This is a genomic window from Arthrobacter sp. 01N442, assembly GCF_056399345.1.
This window is the reverse complement of the sequence record NZ_JBFTRD010000003.1, coordinates 263,672-282,673: the sequence shown is the minus strand read 5'-3', so window position 1 is coordinate 282,673 and position 19,002 is coordinate 263,672. Positions and strand designations below refer to the sequence as shown.

18 protein-coding genes are annotated in these 19,002 nt (G+C 68.4%); 9 read left to right on the top strand and 9 right to left on the bottom strand.

The features are described 5' to 3' along the window. The first annotated feature begins 80 nt into the window (after positions 1-80). Genes AC1DNC_RS06915 through AC1DNC_RS06905 form a run of 3 tightly spaced genes read left to right on the top strand, consistent with a single transcriptional unit; the run spans position 81 to position 3,269 of the window. Positions 81-413, top strand: a complete 333-nt coding sequence (locus AC1DNC_RS06915) for a hypothetical protein (protein ID WP_476861814.1) — start codon at positions 81-83, stop codon at positions 411-413. Beyond that, positions 391-2,595 carry a thioredoxin domain-containing protein gene (locus tag AC1DNC_RS06910; protein WP_476861813.1) on the top strand — a complete coding sequence of 735 codons (2,205 nt, stop codon included), beginning with the start codon at positions 391-393 and terminating at the stop codon, positions 2,593-2,595. The genes AC1DNC_RS06915 and AC1DNC_RS06910 overlap by 23 nt, the downstream gene beginning before the upstream one ends. Next, entirely contained in the window at positions 2,592-3,269 is a 678-nt protein-coding gene (locus AC1DNC_RS06905) for an HAD family hydrolase (RefSeq protein ID WP_476861812.1), read from the top strand. The genes AC1DNC_RS06910 and AC1DNC_RS06905 overlap by 4 nt, the downstream gene beginning before the upstream one ends. 128 nt (positions 3,270-3,397) lie before the next feature. On the opposite strand, the gene trhA is transcribed toward AC1DNC_RS06905, so the two are convergent. Continuing rightward, the gene (gene trhA, locus AC1DNC_RS06900; RefSeq protein WP_476861811.1) at positions 3,398-4,141 is read right to left on the bottom strand and encodes a PAQR family membrane homeostasis protein TrhA; all 744 of its coding nucleotides are present in this window, start codon (positions 4,139-4,141) and stop codon (positions 3,398-3,400) included. 152 nt (positions 4,142-4,293) lie between these two features. Between trhA and AC1DNC_RS06895 the strand changes: the two genes are divergently transcribed. Both AC1DNC_RS06895 and AC1DNC_RS06890 read left to right on the top strand, forming a co-directional pair. Beyond that, positions 4,294-5,055, top strand: coding sequence for an isoprenyl transferase (locus AC1DNC_RS06895; RefSeq protein ID WP_476861908.1), 762 nt, complete (start codon positions 4,294-4,296; stop codon positions 5,053-5,055). Positions 5,056-5,290: 235 nt separating this feature from the next. Continuing rightward, positions 5,291-6,733, top strand: a complete 1,443-nt coding sequence (locus AC1DNC_RS06890; RefSeq protein ID WP_476861810.1) for a PhoH family protein — start codon at positions 5,291-5,293, stop codon at positions 6,731-6,733. A gap of 576 nt (positions 6,734-7,309) precedes the next feature. Here the strand turns inward: AC1DNC_RS06890 and AC1DNC_RS06885 are convergent. After that, entirely contained in the window at positions 7,310-7,957 is a 648-nt protein-coding gene (locus AC1DNC_RS06885; RefSeq protein ID WP_476861809.1) for a GNAT family N-acetyltransferase, read from the bottom strand. 107 nt (positions 7,958-8,064) lie between these two features. On the opposite strand from AC1DNC_RS06885, the gene AC1DNC_RS06880 reads away from it, so the two are divergent. Both AC1DNC_RS06880 and AC1DNC_RS06875 read left to right on the top strand, forming a co-directional pair. After that, complete coding sequence (locus AC1DNC_RS06880) at positions 8,065-8,589, top strand: prepilin peptidase (RefSeq protein WP_476861808.1); 525 nt, start codon at positions 8,065-8,067, stop codon at positions 8,587-8,589. A gap of 9 nt (positions 8,590-8,598) precedes the next feature. Then, complete coding sequence (locus tag AC1DNC_RS06875) at positions 8,599-9,069, top strand: NUDIX hydrolase (RefSeq protein WP_476861807.1); 471 nt, start codon at positions 8,599-8,601, stop codon at positions 9,067-9,069. A gap of 174 nt (positions 9,070-9,243) precedes the next feature. Here the strand turns inward: AC1DNC_RS06875 and AC1DNC_RS06870 are convergent, their stop codons facing one another. The 3 genes from AC1DNC_RS06870 to AC1DNC_RS06860 all read right to left on the bottom strand — a co-directional run bounded on the left by AC1DNC_RS06870 (position 9,244) and on the right by AC1DNC_RS06860 (position 12,071). Next, positions 9,244-10,680, bottom strand: a complete 1,437-nt coding sequence (locus AC1DNC_RS06870; RefSeq protein WP_476861806.1) for a class II fumarate hydratase — start codon at positions 10,678-10,680, stop codon at positions 9,244-9,246. Positions 10,681-10,741: 61 nt separating this feature from the next. Further along, the gene (locus AC1DNC_RS06865) at positions 10,742-11,359 is read right to left on the bottom strand and encodes a carbonic anhydrase (RefSeq protein ID WP_476861805.1); all 618 of its coding nucleotides are present in this window, start codon (positions 11,357-11,359) and stop codon (positions 10,742-10,744) included. A 10-nt stretch (positions 11,360-11,369) separates the two neighbouring features. Continuing rightward, positions 11,370-12,071: a DUF4245 domain-containing protein gene (locus AC1DNC_RS06860; RefSeq protein WP_476861804.1), complete on the bottom strand. Its 702-nt coding sequence runs from the start codon at positions 12,069-12,071 to the stop codon at positions 11,370-11,372. Between the two features lie 191 nt (positions 12,072-12,262). On the opposite strand from AC1DNC_RS06860, the gene glpX reads away from it, so the two are divergent. After that, positions 12,263-13,285 carry a class II fructose-bisphosphatase gene (gene glpX, locus AC1DNC_RS06855; RefSeq protein WP_476861907.1) on the top strand — a complete coding sequence of 341 codons (1,023 nt, stop codon included), beginning with the start codon at positions 12,263-12,265 and terminating at the stop codon, positions 13,283-13,285. A gap of 114 nt (positions 13,286-13,399) precedes the next feature. Then, positions 13,400-14,374, top strand: a complete 975-nt coding sequence (gene galE, locus AC1DNC_RS06850; protein WP_476861803.1) for a UDP-glucose 4-epimerase GalE — start codon at positions 13,400-13,402, stop codon at positions 14,372-14,374. Positions 14,375-14,460: 86 nt separating this feature from the next. Here the strand turns inward: galE and AC1DNC_RS06845 are convergent, their stop codons facing one another. From AC1DNC_RS06845 to purE, 4 genes are all read right to left on the bottom strand, one after another. Further along, positions 14,461-15,420, bottom strand: a complete 960-nt coding sequence (locus AC1DNC_RS06845) for a lipid II:glycine glycyltransferase FemX (protein ID WP_476861802.1) — start codon at positions 15,418-15,420, stop codon at positions 14,461-14,463. A gap of 3 nt (positions 15,421-15,423) precedes the next feature. Then, positions 15,424-16,707: a mannose-6-phosphate isomerase, class I gene (gene manA, locus AC1DNC_RS06840; RefSeq protein WP_476861801.1), complete on the bottom strand. Its 1,284-nt coding sequence runs from the start codon at positions 16,705-16,707 to the stop codon at positions 15,424-15,426. Positions 16,708-16,776: 69 nt separating this feature from the next. Continuing rightward, entirely contained in the window at positions 16,777-18,420 is a 1,644-nt protein-coding gene (locus AC1DNC_RS06835) for an LCP family protein (protein WP_476861800.1), read from the bottom strand. Positions 18,421-18,428: 8 nt separating this feature from the next. Further along, the gene (gene purE, locus AC1DNC_RS06830) at positions 18,429-18,953 is read right to left on the bottom strand and encodes a 5-(carboxyamino)imidazole ribonucleotide mutase (RefSeq protein ID WP_476861906.1); all 525 of its coding nucleotides are present in this window, start codon (positions 18,951-18,953) and stop codon (positions 18,429-18,431) included. Positions 18,954-19,002: the final 49 nt, after the last annotated feature.

Sequence of the window (19,002 nt, the reverse complement as noted above, 5' to 3'; positions counted from 1 at the left end):
CCAGCAGGGATTTCTATGCCGCGTAGAAGAGTGGCAGCGGAAGACCCGCAATAGACGCTCCCCACAGAAGGTTTTCCACCGTGCATTCCTTGCTCATCGCCCTGGCGACTTCCCCGGCGCCCACCCCGACGCCGTCGCTGCGCCCGGGACTCGACCAGGACCAGGTCACCCCGGGCCTGCTGGGCTTCCTGCTCACCGCGTTCATCGTGGTGCTCACGGCGCTGCTGATTGTGGATATGGTGCGCCGGATCCGCCGGGTCCGGTACCGGGCACAGGTGGAGGAAGAGCGCGCCGCCGCCGAGGAAGCCGGCCTGGACGACGCCGGCCAGTGGAGCGGCATGGACCGGCCGGCCGGTGAGGGCACGGACCTGCGCCCGGAAGCTAACGGTGATGCAGGACCCGGAAACCGCTGACCGCGGCCCCTCCGATGCCTCACCCGGGGCGGCCAACGCCCTGGGCGGGGAGCCCTCTGCCTACCTCCGCCAGCACGCCGGCAACCCCGTGCACTGGCAACCCTTCGGCGATGAAGCGTTCGCCTTCGCCGAGGCCCGGGACGTCCCGGTGTTCCTGTCGATCGGTTACGCGGCCTGCCACTGGTGCCATGTCATGGCCGGCGAATCCTTTGAGGACAAAAACACCGCGGATTACCTGAACGCCCATTTCGTCCCGGTAAAGGTGGACCGGGAGGAACGCCCCGACGTCGACGCCGTCTACATGGCCGCGACGCAGGCGATCAGCGGCGAGGGCGGCTGGCCGATGTCCGTCTTCCTGCTGCCGGACGGCCGGGCCTTCCACGCCGGCACCTACTATCCGCCCCGCCCGATGCCCGGCAGGCCCTCCTTCCGCCAGGTGCTGGAAGCGGTCAATGAGGCCTGGCTGGAACGCCGCGGCGCCGTCGAACAGAACGCCGCCACACTGGCGCGCGGCATCGCCGCCGCGCAGTCCGCGTCCGCTGTCCGGCTGGATGCGCCCGCGCCCGTCCTGGAGGCGTCCCTGCTTTCTGCGGCCGTGCGCGCGCTGGCCCGCTCGGAAGACGCCGACGGCGGCTTTGGCACCGCCCCCAAGTTCCCGCCGTCGGCCGTCCTGGAGTTCCTGATCCGTCATGCCGCCGTCGCGTCCGACACCGCGGAGGCGGCCCGGGACCTGGCCGGCCGCACGCTCGCTGCGATGTCACGTTCGGCCTTGTTCGACCAGCTCGACGGCGGTTTTGCGCGGTACTCCGTGACGCGCGACTGGTCCGTGCCGCACTTCGAAAAAATGCTCTACGACAACGCCCAGCTGCTGCGCGTCTACGCCCACTGGGTCCGGCTCGGCGGAATGGACGGCTACCCGGCCGCGGAAGCCGCCGCCGTCGCCGGCAGCACCGCGGACTGGATGATCGACGCGTTGGGACTGGGCGGCGCCGTGGGCCGGGAACCTGCGGGTGCCGCCGGTGGTGCCGCCGGCGCTTCAGTGGCGCTGGCATCGTCGCTGGACGCGGACACCGTGGTGGACGGAGTACATTCTGAGGGCGCCAGTTACCTGTGGACCCCCGTGGAACTTGCTGCGCTCCTGGGACCCGCGGACGGCGCGGCGGTGGCCGGCCTGATGAATGTCCGTGCCGCGGGCACCGTGTCCGAGGCCGGTTCACCGCTGCATCCCGGTCGCACGCTGAACGGCCCGGAGGTCGGTCTGTGGCAGCGGGTTCGCCCGGTGCTGCGCCGGGCACGGGCGGCGCGGCCGCAACCTGCCCGGGATGACAAGGTGGTGGCCGGATGGAACGGGCTGGCCGTCGCAGCCTTGGCCGAGGCCAGCGCCGTGTTGGAGCGTCCCGACTTCCTCGACGCGGCGGAGCGGATCGCAGGCTACCTGGAGCGGGTGCACTGGAGTCCCGGCCGGGACGGGGAGCCCGGCCGGCTGCTCCGGGTATCCCATGACGGCTCGGCCCGCGGGATCGGCGGCCTGCTGGAGGACTACGCCTTTTGCGCGGAGGGCCTCTTTGCGCTTTACGCCGTCAGCGGCCGGACCCGCTGGTATGCCCTCGCCGAGGCGATCCTGGCCGCCGCCTGTGCACGGTTCGCCGCCGACGGCACGCTTCGCGACGCGGCCGGGGAGTCAGCGCAGGTCCTCAAGGCCCAGGGCGGCCGCGCCGGAATGGATCCCTTCGACAACGCCACCCCCAGCGGTGCCGCCGCGTTTGCCGGGGCCCTGCTGTCCTCTGCCGCGCTGGGCGGATCCGCGGAGCGCCGCGCGATGGCTGGAAACATCCTGTCCCTGCTGCCGCCCCTGGCTGCCAACGCGCCCCGGGTGGCCGGCTGGTTGCTGGCCACGGCGCAGGCCGCGCTGGCGGGCCCGGTGGAAGCCGCCGTCGTCGGGGCAGAGACGCCGCAGCGGGCCGCGCTGCACCGGGCGCTGCTGCACTCGCCCAGCCCGGGACTTGTGATTGCCGTCCAGGACCCGGCTGCCGCGCCTGCCGATGCCGTCCCGCTGCTGCAGGGGCGCGGCCCCGCGGCGGACGGCGGACCACAGGTCTACCTGTGCCGCGGCATGGTCTGCGATCTTCCGGCGGGTTCCGTCGCGGAGCTCCGGGCCCGGCTGGCTACCATGGCTGAATGACTTCTACTCCGGCGGACCGGGATTCCTTCGAACTGGTGGTTTTTGACTGCGACGGCATCCTGGTGGATTCCGAGGTGATCGCCGTCCAGGTGGACCAGCGGGTGCTCGCCGACCTCGGCTGGGAACTGGAGCGCGAGGAAATCATCGAGCGCTTCGTCGGCAAAAGCGAGGCCAACTTCATCGCCGGCATCGAAAAACATCTGGGCATCGAGCTGGGGGAGGGCTGGGACCGGAAATACCAGCACTGGTACCACGAGGCCTTTGAGCGGGACCTCACGGCCGTCGACGGCGTGGAGGAGGCCCTGGACCGGATCCGGCTTCCGCACTGCGTGGCCTCAAGCGGCAGCCATGCGAAAATGCAGCGGACCCTGGGCAAAACCGGGCTGCTGCAGCGCTTCGCCGGCCGCATCTTCAGCGCCACGGAGGTTGCCAACGGCAAGCCCGCCCCCGATCTTTTCCTGCATGCTGCCGGGACGCTTAGGACGGCGCCGGAGGCCTGCGCCGTCGTTGAGGACAGCGCCTATGGAGTGCAGGCTGCGCGGGCAGCGGGGATGCACGTCTTCGCCTACGCGGGCGGGGTCACCCCGGCGGAACGGCTGGCGGGCCCCGGAACCATGGTCTTCCACGACATGCGTCTGCTGCCGGAACTGATTGCCGCCGGCCGGCCGGGCTGAGCGGTAGCGTCGGACGCACGAATTTCCCCAACTTCGACGACGGTGCCAGGCGTGTCGCGCCGGACGCCCGGTGAGTCCCGGCGTCGGGCATTCAAAAGTGGGGAGAATCCGGTCGGGCCGACGACGGGTCAGCCCAGGACGGCAATCGCGATGGCGATGTAGTGCGCGGCGAAGGCGAACACCGTGAAGGCGTGGAAAAGCTCGTGGAAGCCGAAGTGCTCGTAGCTGAAATTCGGCTTCTTCAGTGCGTAAAACACGGCGCCGGCAATGTAGAGGGCTCCGCCCACGCAGACCAGCACCGCGGCCGGGACGCTGGCGGCGAAGAAATCGGGCAAATAGAACAGGGCGCCGCAGCCCAGCGCGATGTAGATCGGCACGTAGAGCCAGCGCGGGGCGTTGGTCCAGAGCAGGCGAAAGAGCACCCCAAGTACGGCGCCCGACCAGATCACCCACAGCAGCAGCACGGCCTTGGGCCGGTCCAGAAGGGCCCACGCAAGCGGCGTGTAGCTGCCGGCGATCACCAGCATGATGTTGGTGTGGTCCAGCCGTTTGAGCACCATCTTGACGCCGGGGGACCAGTTCCCGCGGTGGTAGACGGCGCTGACGCCAAAGAGCAGCACGCCCGTGATGGCGTACACCGCCGAGGCGGTTTTCAGCTCGGCTGTCGGCGCCAGCAGAACCAGGACCAGGCCCGCGGCAAACGCCAGCGGCGCCGTGACGGTGTGGATCCAGCCCCGCCATTTCGGCTTGATCATCAGAAGCTCAGCGATCCTGATGGCGGCATCGTCCACCGGACTGTTCTCCCGGCCCGTCGGGGTGTTTCCGCCCTGCGCGGGCCGCTCGGAACCGGGATCCGGACTGGTGCTCTCCATGCCGCCATAATAACTTACGGTCCGGTAAGTTACTGGCGGGTAACAGGGCTGCGGAGGAAATCGCAACCACGGTGCGCGCGGTACCGGCCCTCCGGCGGGTAGCCTAGGAATGCACTGCCGTCAGACCCCAAGGAAGCCAGGTGAATCTCCGGATGGAACTGCCCGGGTTCCTGTATGGCTTCTACGAGCGCAGCCTCCAGCGGTCCCTGGACCCGGAGCGGGTCCCCAGGCACATCGGCGTCATGGTCGACGGGAACCGGCGCTGGGCCAAGCAGTTCAACGCGCCAACGAGCCAGGGACACCAGGCCGGCGCCGACAAGATCCATGAATTCCTCGGCTGGTGCCAGGAGCTGGGGATTAAAGTCGTCACGCTCTACATGCTCTCCACGGACAACATGAACCGCTCCGGCGAAGAGCTGGACCTGCTGATGGGCATCATCGCCAACACCCTGGACCGCCTCGACGAGGACGCCGACATCTCCGTGCACGCCATGGGCGCTCCGGAACTGCTGCCGGACTACCTCGCCGAGAGGCTCAACAAACTCACGGCCCGAACCCCCGTGCACGAAAAGATCCACGTCAATGTCGCCGTCGGCTACGGCGGCCGGCGGGAAATCGTCGACGCCGTCCGCGAACTCCTGCACGACGCCGTCGCCCGCGGCGCCGACATCGGCAAGCTGGCCGACGAGCTCAGCGTCGACGACATCTCGCGCTTCCTGTACACCCGGGGCCAGCCCGACCCCGACCTCGTGATCCGCACCTCCGGGGAGCAGCGGCTCTCGGGCTTCCTGATGTGGCAGAGCGCCTACAGCGAGTTCTACTTCTGCGAGGCCCTCTGGCCCGCGTTCCGCAAGGTGGACTTCCTCCGCGCGCTGCGCGACTACGCCGGCCGGCAGCGCCGCTTCGGTTCCTGACCCGGTTCATCCGGCCTTCACCTGATGGCAAGAAGAATCGCCGAGAAATAGACCGGCAATGCACGGGCCGTGGACGTACGTTAATCCCATCGGCAGGCAATCGGCCGGCCGATCGGGGAGGCCAGTACATGGAGCGGAAGTTCGCACCGGATGTATGGGAGGCCGCGCCCGGCCTCAAGGCCGAGCCGCCTCACCAATAACAATTCCGGGCCAGCGGCCCGGGGCTGGAGTCGATGTGGCTATTTCTGCAGAACTGCCCGGCGTCATTTCCGACCAGGGCAAGAAAGCTACCTCTCGCGCCAAGCGAGCCCCCGCCAAGACCGGCGCAGCGCATTCGGACGCTGCCGCCGGTCTTGCTGTTTCCGGGGAAGGAACAGCAATCCGGGAGAGCGCCCGAAGCTACGTAATCGACACCTCCGTGCTGCTCTCGGACCCGCGCGCGCTGCTGCGGTTCGCCGAGCACGAAGTGATCGTGCCAATCGTCGTCATCACCGAATTGGAAAGCAAGCGGCACGACCCGGAACTGGGCTACTTCGCCCGAAAGGCCCTACGCCTGCTCGACGACCTCCGGGTGGAGCACGGCGGCCTTGACCGTGCCATCCCGCTCGGCAACGACGGCGGCACCCTGATGGTCGAGATGAACCACATCTCCGCCGAGGTGCTGCCGGCCGGCTTCCGCGGCGGCGACAACGACAGCCGGATCCTCGCCGTCGCCAAGAACCTCGCCAACGAGGGACGCGACGTGACCGTGGTGTCCAAGGACCTGCCGATGCGGGTCAAGGCCTCCGCCATGGGCCTGCTTGCCGACGAATACCGCAACGAACTCGTCAAGGACTCCGGCTGGACCGGCATCGCCGAGATCGACGCCGCCGAGGACGAGGTGGCCACGCTCTACGGCCACGAGCCGGTCTTCATCCCGGATGCTGCCGAAATGCCGGTGAACACGGGCCTGGTGCTGCTCTCCAGCCGAGGCTCCGCCCTGGGCCGGGTCGGAGCCGACAAGCAGGTCCGCCTGGTCAAGGGGGACCGGGACGTGTTCGGCCTGCACGGACGCTCGGCCGAGCAGCGGCTGGCGATCGACCTGCTGATGGACCCGTCCGTGGGCATCGTGTCCCTGGGCGGCCGCGCCGGCACGGGCAAGTCCGCGCTGGCCCTGTGCGCCGGCCTCGAAGCCGTGCTGGAACGCCGTGAGCACCGCAAGGTGATCGTGTTCCGGCCGCTCTACGCCGTCGGCGGCCAGGAACTCGGCTACCTGCCCGGCTCCGAGTCCGAGAAGATGAATCCCTGGGCCCAGGCTGTCTTCGACACGCTCGGCGCGCTGGTCAGCCAGGAAGTCGTGGAGGAGGTCATGGACCGCGGCATGCTCGAAGTCATGCCGCTCACCCACATCCGAGGCCGCTCCCTCCACGACGCCTTCGTAATCGTGGACGAGGCGCAGTCCCTCGAGAAGAACGTCCTGCTCACCGTGATGAGCCGGATCGGCCAGAACTCCAAGATCGTGCTGACCCACGACGTCGCCCAGCGCGACAACCTCCGGGTCGGACGGCACGACGGCGTGGCCGCCGTCGTCGAAACCCTCAAGGGCCACCCGCTCTTCGGCCACATCACCCTCACCCGCTCCGAGCGCTCGCCGATCGCCGCGCTGGTGACGGACATGCTCGAGGGGGCGGAGATCTAGGTCTTTCGACTCGCCTCTGCGAGGGGCCGTGGTCGGGTTCGCCGGCCGCGGTCCCTTCCGTTTGGGCCGTGGTTGGGTTCGCCGGCCGCGGTCCCTTCCGTTTGGGCCGTGGTCGGGTTCGCCGGCCGCGGTCCCTTCCGTTTGGGCCGTGGTTGGGTTCGTCGTGGTTGGGTTCGCCGGGCCGCGGGCCCTTCGCCGTCGCTTAGACACGTCCCATCGGCCCCCGTCGGTCGCTGGGCGACCTCTGGGGGCCGATGTGCCGCGATGCGCGACTACGCGAAGGACCCGCGGCGCGGCTTGCAGGCCCCCACCTTGGGTGCGCTTTCACGCGAAGGGCCCGCGGGGAGGCTTGGGTCCGTTTCGCGAGGTCCCTGCCGCAGCGCTTGAGAGGCGGCCACCTACGCGGGGCTGCGGTGGACCGCTAAGGAGCGCATCGCCGACCAGAGCGAAGGTCGCCCAGCGACCGCAGTGCAGCGACGGGAGGTGTCTAAGCGACGGCGGTGCGCCGCCGCCCTGCAACGGAGCGTGCCCGCCACAGCCAGCCCGTCACACGACGTGATTTGGGCGGGTTGGGTCCTACAGAATGCCGAGGTACTTAGCCGTGGGGATGTGGCCCTGGACTTCGAGGGTCCAGTCGGGGCGTTTGAAGGTGGCGGGGGTGAGGCGGACGCGTTGGGAGTCCTGGAGCTTGCCGCCCCAGTTGGCGCGGGTGACTCCGTTGAGCTCGTAGCCAAGGGAGCGGGAGACGCCCAGGGACTGCTGGTTCCACGCCGCTGCCTCGGACTCGGCGACCTCGGCGCCGAGCCAGTCGAAGGCGTAGAGGGCGACGGCGGCCCGCATTTCCTTGCCGAGCCCGCGGCCGTGGACGCTCCGCCTGAGCCAGGAGCCGGTGCTGACCGTCTTCAGGGTGGCGAAATCCTTGGCTTCGATGTCCTGGCAACCGATGAATTCGCCGTCGTGCCAGATGCCGAGGAGCAGGGTCCATTCCTGTGGCGACATATTTCCGCGGCAGCGCCAGTACCACTGCGCCATGTTGGGGCCGAGCTCTTCGACCGGCATCTCCGCCCAGGGCCGGCTGAACGGGCTCCGGCCGGGTTCGTGGACGCCGCTTGAGGCCGCCTGCACTGCCGCGGGGATGTCCTCGTCCCGGATGGGCCGCAGCGTCAGGCGGGGCGTGGCCAGCGAAAGGGCGAACGGGGGCCAGTAGGAGTCCGGTGCAGTCATCCCGGAAGCCTAGCGGCGGGGCGTGGCGGCCGCCAGTCACACGCGGGTTGCGGGGATCTCGGCGGGAATCCCGGCACGGACCCGGCATAATCCAGTAGCATCCGAGGGTGATCCATCGACTCGGCGAACTCGCGGCAGCCGCCCCGCTGGCCTTCTGGCTGGTGCTGCTGGCGTGCGCGTACTTCGCCGTCATGGCTGCCCGCCTGACCGTCATCGACGTCAGGCACCACCTGCTGCCCAACCGGATCGTCTTTCCGTCCTACGCAGTCGCGGCCATGCTCCTGGGCGGCGCTGCCGTGGCCGGCGCTGGTGCCGGGCTGTTCGGCCTGCCGGGGCTCCGGGTCGTGGCCGGCGGTGCCGTTCTGTGGCTGTTCTACTTCCTGTTGCGTGCCGCCTATCCGCCGGGAATGGGCTTTGGCGACGTGAAGCTGGCGGGCGTACTGGGCATGTACCTCGGTTTCCTCGGCTGGGGGCACGTCTTTGCCGGCACGTTCGCCGCTTTCCTGTTCGGCGGCCTCTGGAGCGTGGGCCTGCTGGTTTCACGGCGCGGGACGCTGAAATCCGACATCCCGTTCGGCCCGTTCATGCTCGCCGGGGCTGCCGCTTCGATGCTGCTGCTGCCCGCGGGTTAGGCTGGCGGGATGGCCACCCCGGACTTCATCCTGAGACTGCGCGAAAAGATCGGCCACGAGAGCCTGTGGATCCCCGGTGCCCGGGCCGTGGTGTTCGACGACGCCGGCCGGGTGCTGCTCGGCCAACGGGCTGACAACGGCCGGTGGGGACTGATCACCGGCATCCTGGAGCCGGGCGAGGAACCGGCCCAGGGCCTGCTGCGCGAGGTGCTGGAAGAAACCGGCGTCGTAGCCACCGCCGAACGGCTGGTATCGGTCGACGCCGTGGGCCCCACCACCTACCCCAACGGCGACGTCTGCCACTTCCTGACCCTGGTGTTCCGTTGCCGCTACGTCTCCGGCGAGGCCCGCGTCAACGACGACGAATCCCTCAACGTGGGCTGGTTCGCGCCCGAAGAATTCCCCGAGCTCATGCCGGGGCACCTGGAATCGATCGACCAGGCCCGCGACCCGAACGGCCCCGCCCGCTTCCGGAGCTGACTGCCGGCCGGATTCCTGGTGGCGAGGTGTCGCCTGGATGGCCGCCCGCAGCTGCCGCCTGACCCGGGACAAACGGCCGCGCAGGCACAACGCAGACGCACAACGCACGACGCCGGCCGGCGCCTTCCGCTGGGAAGGTGCCGGCCGGCGTCGGAACCGTTGTAGCCGGTGAGACTAGGCCTTGTGCGGCGGACGGGTCATGGACATGACGTCCAGGGCGGTGTCGAGCTGCTCTTCGGTCAGTTCGCCGCGCTCAAGGAAGCCCATCGCCACGACGGTCTCGCGGATGGTCAGGCCCTCGGCGACGGCCTTCTTGGCGATCTTGGCGGCGTTCTCGTAACCGATGAACTTGTTCAGCGGCGTGACGATCGACGGCGAGGCCTCGGCGAGGAAGCGGGCACGCTGGACATTGGCGGTGATCCCGTCGATCATCTTGTCCGCCATGACGCGGCTGGTGTTGGCCAGCAGGCGTACGGATTCGAGCAGGTTGGCGGCCATTACGGGAATTCCGACGTTCAGTTCGAACGCGCCGTTGGTGCCGGACCAGGCGATGGCGGTGTCGTTGCCGATGACCTGGGCGCAGACCATGATGGAGGCTTCGCAGATGACCGGGTTGACCTTGCCGGGCATGATCGAGGATCCGGGCTGCAGGTCCGGGATCGCGATTTCGCCGAGGCCGGTGTTGGGGCCGGAGCCCATCCAGCGCAGGTCGTTGTTGATCTTCATGAAGGAGATCGCAATGTTCCGCAGCTGGCTGGAGGCCTCGATCAGGCCGTCGCGGTTGGCCTGGGCCTCGAAGTGGTCGCGGGCCTCGGTCAGCGGCAGGCCGGTGTCGGCGGCGAGGAGTTCGATGACGCGCTCCGGGAAGCCTGCCGGGGTGTTGATGCCGGTGCCGACGGCGGTGCCGCCGAGCGGGACCTCGGCGACGCGGGGGAGGGAGGCGTTGATGCGCTCGATGCCGTAGCGGACCTGCGCAGCGTAGCCGCCGAACTCCTGGCCGAGGGTGACCGGGGTGGCGTCCATTAGGTGCGTGCGGCCGGACTTCACGACGTCCTTGAACTCGGCTGCCTTACGTTCCAGGGACTCCGCGAGGTAGCCCAGGGCCGGGATCAGGTCGTTGATCAGGGCGGACGTGGCCGCGACGTGGACCGAGGTCGGGAAGACGTCGTTGGAGGACTGCGAGGCGTTGACGTGGTCGTTCGGGTGGACCACCTTGTCGCTGCCGGCGGCCTTGAGCGCACGGGAGGCGAGCTCGGCCAGGACCTCGTTGGTGTTCATGTTCGAGGACGTTCCGGAGCCGGTCTGGAAGACGTCGATCGGGAAGTCGCCGTCGTACTTGCCGGCGGCAACCTCGTCGGCGGCGTCGGCAATTGCCTGGGCCAGCTCACCGTCGAGCACCCCCAGCTCTGCGTTGGCCTGCGCGGCAGCCTTCTTGACCCGGGCGAGGGCCTCGATGTGGGCGCGCTCCAGGGTCTTGCCGGAGATCGGGAAGTTTTCGACCGCACGCTGCGTCTGGGCACGGTACAGCGCGTTCACGGGAACGCGGACTTCGCCCATCGTGTCGTGTTCAATGCGGAACTCTTCAGTGTTCAAATCTGCTGTGGAAGTCATGGGGCTAGCTTATTGGGCCGAGGCGTCCCACCGAAAACCATGAACCGGCGCCGAAGCGGAGCTACTGGAGCTCGCCGATGCCCGAAACTAGGTCCGCGCGGCCCTCCGCGAGCCGGTAGGCAAGGCCGATCACGGCGGTGCGGCCGCTCGCCACGGCGTCGGAAATCACCCGGGAGCTGTCCACCAGGCGCTGCGAGGTCTGCTTGACGTTCTCGACCACCATGTCATTGACGTCCGGCTGCTCGTTGCGCATCGAGGTCAGCACAGCGGGCGTGATGCGTTCGACCAGGCTGCGGATGAAGCCCGTCGGCATCTGGCCGGTCTCCACCGCGTCCTTGGTGGCGATGACCGCACCGCAGCTGTCGTGGCCCAGGACCACGATCAGCGGCACGCCCAGGACGCCGATGCTGTACTCGAGCGAGCCGAGCACCGCGTCATCGATCACCTGTCCGGCGGTACGGACGACGAACGCGTCGCCGAGGCCGAGGTCGAAGATGATCTCGGCGGCGAGGCGTGAGTCGGCACAGCCAAAGATGACGGCAAAGGGGTTCTGGGTTTCCACCAGCGAGGACCGCCGCGAGGCGTCCTGGTTGGGGTGGGAGGATTCACCGGCGACGAAGCGTTCGTTGCCTTCGCGCAAGCGGCGCCAGGCCAGGGCAGGAGTCAGCGTAGTAGTCACCCTGCTTACTTTACGGCGCCGGGGTGGCCTTCGCGGAACTTGTTGCCGCCGGATTACGCTCCAACGACGTCACGACGGCCGCGGCCAGCGTGGAGAACTCCTCCAGCGACGCGGGGCCGGACAGGATGACGGTGGTCCCGCGGTAATCGAGCACCATGCTCTTCTCGCCCTTGCCGGTGTCGCGGAGCTGCCAGTCGCGTCCGCCGGCGTTCCGCGTTCCGGTGACCGGCGCATTCTTGGTCTGCTGCAGCAGCCAGGTCGGGTTGGCCTGCCGGGTCTGCACGAGGCCGATGAAGGACTCCTTGGGCGTGAGGTACCCGACCTCCCAGGTCGCCACGCCGCTGCCGGTGCCGGACTCCCAGCGGGCGTAATTGGGTCGGAATGTGTCGCCGGTTTCCGGGGCCACCGGCGTGAATCCCGCCACACCTGCGGCGTTATTCGCGATGGCACTGACGTTGATGTCCGGGCGGTACCCGTCGCTCTTCGGCGAAGGGTTCATCAGGACGACCGGTAGGAACGCTCCGATGCTCAGGACCAGGGCGATGATCATGCCGATCACCGACGCGTTGGCACGCTTTGCCGCGGCGGCGCGGATGACGGGCTTGACGGGCGGCTGGCCGGCGGCACTGTCCGTGGCTGCCCCGCCGGCCGGAGATTCGGGCGCCCCGGGCGACGTGTCCTGCAATTCATTCACCCCTCTATAGTCGCCCATTTCGGCCCGATCTCACATTCGGCGGGAGGCTCCCGCGGAATCCCGGCGGCTTCACGGTTTGGTCATCCATGACCGATGGAGGCCGCCGCGACTATGATCAGTAGCAGACGAATCACCGCGGTGGCCGAGAGCGGAGGCCGCGGGTTCAATGATCGCCACTCGAAGAAGAGGTTCACGTGTCACCAGCGTCCATGACCCAGAAGTACTCCACGCTTTCCCCGTCGCTCGCCGTCGGCATTGACGAGCCTGACCGCAACCTTGCCCTGGAACTGGTCCGCGTCACCGAAGCCGCAGCCATTGCCGGCGGCCACTGGGTCGGCTTCGGCGACAAGAACAAGGCCGACGGCGCCGCCGTCGATGCCATGCGCTCCTTCCTGCAGACTGTCCACTTCAACGGCGTTGTGGTCATCGGCGAAGGCGAAAAAGACGAAGCCCCCATGCTGTTCAACGGCGAGCGTGTCGGCGACGGCACCGGTCCCGAGTGCGACGTCGCCGTCGACCCGATCGACGGAACCCGGCTGACCGCCCTTGGTATCAACAACGCCCTCGCCGTCCTGGCCGTTGCCGAGCGCGGCTCCATGTTCGACCCCTCCGCCGTGTTCTACATGGAGAAGCTTGTCACCGGCCCGGAGGCCGCGGACATGGTGGACCTGCGCCTGCCGGTGAAGCAGAACCTGCACCTCATCGCAAAGGCCAAGGGCGTCAAGGTCAACCAGCTCAACGTCATGATCCTGGACCGCGACCGGCACCGCCCGCTGGTGGAGGAAATCCGCGAGGCTGGCGCCCGCACCAAATTCATCATGGACGGCGACGTCGCCGGCGCCATCGCCGCCGCCCGGGCCGGAACCGGCGTCGACGCCCTGATGGGCATCGGCGGAACGCCGGAAGGCATCGTCGCCGCCTGCGCCATCAAGTCCCTCGGCGGCGTCATCCAGGGCCGGCTCTGGCCCACCAGCGACGAGGAGAAGCAGAAGGCTATCGACGCCGGACACGACCTGGACCGGGTGCTCTCCACCAACGACCTGGTCTCCAGCGACAACTGCTACTTCGCGGCGACCGGCATCACCGACGGCGACCTGCTCAAGGGTGTCCGCTATTCCAAGGACAAGGTCCTCACCCAGTCGATCGTGATGCGCTCCAAGTCGGGCACCATCCGGTTCGTGGAGGGCGAGCACCAGGCCAGCAAGTGGGAAGGCTACGCCCGCAAGAGCTAGCAGCAGCCAGACTCAACAGATCCCGGGACGCGCCTTGCGTCCCGGGATCTCTTGTTTGGGGAGCATTCGACGTGGCCGTAACGTGCTCCCGCCGGCATTGGATAGGGTGGAGCCATGACTTGGCTTGTTACTGGCGGCGCAGGATATATCGGTTCCCATGTAGTCGCGGCGTTACGCGCGGCGTCGATGCCCTCGGTGGTGGTGGATTCACTGTCCAGCGGGCACCGGGAATTCGTTCCGGACGACGTGCCCTTTGTGCACGGGAACATCCTCGATGCCGAGCTGATGGCCCGCACCATGCTCGACCACGGGGTGACCGGGGTGATTCACCTCGCGGGCTTCAAGTATGCGGGTGTCTCCGTGCAGGAACCGCTGCTCACCTACGAGCAGAACGTCACCGGTACCGCGCAACTGCTCAAGGCGATGGAGCTCGCCGGCGTGGACAAGCTCGTTTTCTCCTCCTCCGCAGCCACCTACGGCACGCCCACCGGAGACATCGTCACGGAGGACACGCCGACCCGGCCGGAATCCCCCTACGGCGAGAGCAAACTGATCGGCGAGTGGCTGATTCGCGACCAGGGACGGGCCCGCGGCCTGCAGCACACCTCGCTGCGCTACTTCAACGTCGTCGGTTCCGGCTCGCCCGAGCTGTACGACACCAGCCCGCACAACCTTTTCCCGATCGTGCTCCGGGCACTGACGTCCGGGCAGACACCCAGGATCAACGGCATCGACTACAACACGGAGGACGGCACCTGCGTGCGCGACTACGTCCATGTAGCAGACCTGGCGACCTCCCACGTGGCGGCCGCCAAGGCCCTCGCCGCGGGCCGGAAGCTGGAGCCGGTCTATAACCTGGGTTCCGGCGACGGGCTCTCCGTCCGGCAGATCATGACAGCCATGGCTCAGGTCACCGGCATCGACTTCGAGCCGGAAACCGGACCCCGCCGGCCAGGGGATCCCGACCGGATTGTCGCCGACGGCACCTTGGCAGCCCGCGACCTGGACTGGCAGATGCGTCACTCCGTCGACGACATGGTCGCTAGCGCCTACGCGGCGCAGAAGCGCGCGGCTTCGGCCGGAAACTAGGCCCCGAGCCCGGCGGCGACTCGCCGCCGGCGGGGGACTCGTCGGCGGCAGTGCCCGCCGACGACCAGCCGCCGGCGGACCCGTCCCTACTTACGTAGCTTGGCGCGCAGCCCCTTGAGGAGCTGGGCGCCCTTGCGGGCAAGCTGGTAGGCCCCGTAGCGAAGTTTCTTCACCGGCAGGTCCCAGGTTCCGGGGTACGCAATTTCACGGCCCCCGAAGGATTTCTTGAACGCCGTGAAGCCGGCCCACTTGTGGTCGGGCTGGTCTGCGGGCGCCACTCCCCAGAGATCCACGTGCGCCAGGCCCTTTTCCTTGGCGTCGGCCATCAGCGTGACCAGCAGCGGAATGCCCGCGCTGAGCTTCCGGTGCGTGTCGTCCAGCGCGGCGTGCGCATAGGTGCGGGTGTCCGCGGAGTCGTAGGCAAGGGCGGCTGCGATTGGCGTGCCCTCGAGCTCGGCGATGAACAGCGTTGCGGCGCCGGCTGGCATCAGCGTCCGGGCCACCTGGCTCAGGTACTCGTCACTTTGCGGTTTGAAGCCGTTGCGGGCCGCGGTCAGGTGCAGGAACTTCAGCAGCACGGAGATCTCCGCGGGATCCTGGCTGGACCGGAACGTCACGCCCTTCTTGTGGATATTGCGGTACAGGTTCCGGTTGGCCGGCTTCATGTCCGCCAGCACTTCCTTGAAGTCCCGGTCGAGGTCCACGATCCAGCTCAGCTCCGGCTGCAGGTTCGCCGGCGCGGGCCGCAGGCGGCGGCTCCGCAGCACGGTGCCGGCGTCGGCGGCCGCAAAGCCGGCGCTGACCGGTTCCAGGCGGACGCAGACCGCCCCGATCCGGCGCGCAAGCGCCGTCAGGGATTCCAGCGCGGCGTCGAAGGCCTCGAGGGACTCGGCAAGCGGCCCGTACGGGGCGTAGAGCACCTTCCCGGCGGGGTTGCTTTCCTCCACTGCGAGGAAACGCCAGCCCTCCCCGGCCTGTTCGTGGACGGTGCGGCCCAGGCCGCGCTGGACATCGGCCCAGTGCGGGCCTTGCAGGAAGTAATCCACGGTTCAGGCCTTCATTCCGGTAGTGACGGCAAAGGCCACGGCGGGCCCGGTGGCACCGGTGACGGGGTGCACGTTAACCGGCGCCTCGGCGGCCGGGAGGAACGCGGACGCGCCCCGTTCCAGCTGCAGATCGCCCTTGGGGGAGTCCAGCAGTACTGCGCCGGAAACCACGATGATGACCGCGGCCCCGGACTGCGCCAGCGGAACCGGTTCCGCGCCGGGGCGCAGTTCCACCCGCTGCAGCGCGAATTCCTGGAACGGCGGCCGGTAGAGTTCCTGGCCCAGCATCGTCGTCTCGGCGCTGAGGGTAGGCACTCCGACGGCCTCGAACGCGATCGTCTTCAGCAGCTCCGGCACATCGACGAATTTCGGTGTCAGGCCGCCGCGGAGCACGTTGTCGGAGGACGCCATCACCTCGATGCCCAGTCCGTGCAGGTAGGCGTGCACGTTGCCGGCCGGGAGGTACACCGCCTCGCCGGGGGCGAGGGAGATCCGGTTCAGGAGCAGCGAGATCAGCACGCCGGGATCCCCGGGGTAGTCGTGGTTGAGGTTCACCACCGTGGTCAGCTCCGGCACGTGCGATGCCATCGGCGCGCCGGAAACCAGCGCCTCGACGATGGCGGCGGTCGCCGCGGAGACGTCTTCGCCGCCGGCGATCAGCCGCTCGAAGGCGGAACGCAGGGCTGAGCGCTCCTCGGACTGGGACAGGTCCTCGAGCAGCCGGGGGAGCAGGGCAGGGACGTCCAGGCCCATAAGTTCAATGCACTGAACCAGTTGCAGGAACACGGCCTTGGACTCGGCGGCGGGCCGGAACCCGCAGAGCGCCTCGAACCGGGTCAGGGCGAAGATCATTTCCGGCTTGTGATTGTCGTCCTTGTAGTTCCGCTCCGCGGCGGCACGGTCGACGCCGGCAGCCTCCTCGCGGGCGAACCCGGCCCGGGCCTGTTCCAGCGTCGGGTGCACCTGCAGGGACAGCGGGCGCTCGGCGGCCAGGACCTTGAGCAGGAACGGCAGGCGCGGACCAAAGCGGTCCACGCTGTCATTGCCGAGATGGTGTTGCGGGTCGCCGGCGATCAGCTCATCCAGGGCCAGCCGGCCGCCGTCGTCTCCGTCCCCGCGGGGCGCGGAAACGTCGGCGGAGGTGACAACCAGCGACGGGGAGTCCGGATGGGCCCCGATCCACAGTTCGGCCTCCGGGCCGCCGGAAGCAGGACGGCCGAGCAGGCCGGCAATCGCGGTGCTCGATCCCCAGGCGTAGGGCCGAAGGACGTTCTCAAGTTCGTACACGGGAAACCTATCTGCTCGTGGCGAGCTGGTGGCGGGAGCCGGCGGTAGGGACGGAACGGACGCCGGGACCTAGAGCGGCGCGCACTGGCCGTTGGTTGCCACCAGGTTGCGGATGGACTGCTCGTCACCGTTGCGCTTGAAATCATTAAGCATCTTCTCGGTGATCGGCTCGCCCTCCGGCGTCGTGGTCACCGGCGTGAAGTCAGAGGACGACGGCGACGGTGCGGGCTTCGTGCCGGGCTCGGCCCGGGAGACCCCGCCGGCCGCGGAAAGCGGCCCCGGAACCAGGGAAGGCTGGCGGATGGAGTCGTCGGCCGCCCCCGCCGCGGGAGCAGGGCCGAGCAGCTTGTCGACTGCCCGGTGGATCTTGTTGAAGTCCGGAACCGTGGAGAAGGTGGCGTCGAAGTCCGGCGGCCCGATCGTCAGCCGGCTCACCGGCTGACCCTTGGACTTCATCGCGAGGTCCACGAAACTGCCGAGTTGGCTGGCGGAAATATTGGAGTCGACCACCTTGGTGCCGGCCTTGACGATGTCTTCGAACTTCGAGAGCAGGGTGGCTGGATCCATCTGCTTGAGCATTGCCTGCTGGACGCACTGCTGGCGCGCAATACGGGCGTAGTCGTCGACGAACTCGCGGGAGCGGCCGTACCAAAGGGCGTGAAAACCGTCCAGCTTGTTGTCGCCGGCCGGGATCCAGCCCAGCGGCATGCCATGGATTCCATGGGCTTCGTCGATGGTGGGTCCGCTGATCGGAACCCAGCCGCCGGCCTTGATCCGGATGCCGCCCATGGCGTCGATGAGTTTGGCGAAGCCATCCATGTCCACGAGGACGTAGGCCTGCACCTTGATACCGAGGGTTCCCGAGACCGCCTCGAGGGTGGCTTGGGCGCCTGGATCCTGAACGCCGGGGTAAAGCTTCTTGTACTTGTTGGTGACCTCGGTATTGATGGCGTTGATGAGGCACTCATCGCCGCAGTCGTAGCCGTCCGGGTAGATCTTCCGCATCGGTGAGCCCTCGCTGAACTGTGCGTTCTGGAGGTTGCGCGGGATGGAGATGATCGCCGCCTTGCCGGTCTTGGCGTCCACACTGATCACGGAAAGGCTGTCCGGGCGGCGGCCGGTGCGGTCTGCCCCGGCATCGCCGCCCATCATCAGAAAGTTGTAACGGCCTTCGGACGGCTCCATCGCCGGGCCGTTGGCGAAGATCGTTCCGATTGCGTCCCGGCCCACGTTCAGCAGGTAGGCCGCGTAGCCCAGGCTGCCGCTGCTGAGCACCATCGCCAGCACCAGGGTGATCACGACGGCGGCGCGCGTCCCCGGCTGGAGCAGCACCGGGCGGATCAGGCGCAGCGTGTTGAGGAACAGGACGGCCCAGCCGAGGGCGAGCAGCGCAAGCACGATGACCAGCACGAGCGAGGTGGCGGGATTGGCGATGAAATTAATCAACGTCGGCCGCGACACCAGGAGCAGGACGAGGGCCGCAATGATCAGGACCCAGGCAGTGAGCGTTATACGCAACGCGAACCGGCCCAGCCGGCGGTTGCCGGCGACGGTCTGGGCGCTGCCCGGGACCACCAGTGTCATCAGGATCAGCAGGAAGGCACGCCGAGCCAGGACCGGCGACGCGGCTCCGGAAGGGTAGCGGACCGGGTCCGTCAGGGCACCGCGTGGCGGCTGCGTCTTTTCCTGCGCGGCGGCGAATCCTTTGCTCATGTGCGGACCTACCGGCCGCTCCGCGTGACGCTGTTTTCGTCGGAGAAGACTTCGGCCACCTTGCTGCGCAGGTTAGCGCCCTTGCGGGTGGCGGCGTCGTTGAGGTCCTGGGCGAACCGCACCAGTTCGGACCGCAGCTGGGCCGCAAGCTCATCCGTCCCCGAGGCCAGCATCCGCACCGCGAGCAACCCGGCGTTACGGGCGCCGGCGATCGAGACCGTGGCCACCGGCACGCCGGCGGGCATCTGCACGATGGAGAGCAGCGAATCCATCCCGTCCAGGGTTTTCAGCGGCACGGGCACGCCAATCACCGGCAGGGGAGTCACGGACGCGAGCATGCCGGGGAGGTGTGCTGCGCCTCCGGCGCCGGCGATGATGACGCGCAGGCCTCGTTCATGAGCGGTCTGCCCGTAGCGGATCATCTCGGTGGGCATCCGGTGGGCGGAGACGACGTCGGCTTCGAACGGGATGCCGAATTCGGCCAACGCCTCAGCGGCAGCCTCCATCACGGGCCAGTCGGAGTCGGAGCCCATCACGAGCCCGACGATCGGGGCCGCCCCGTTTCCGGAGTTCCGGGAAGCG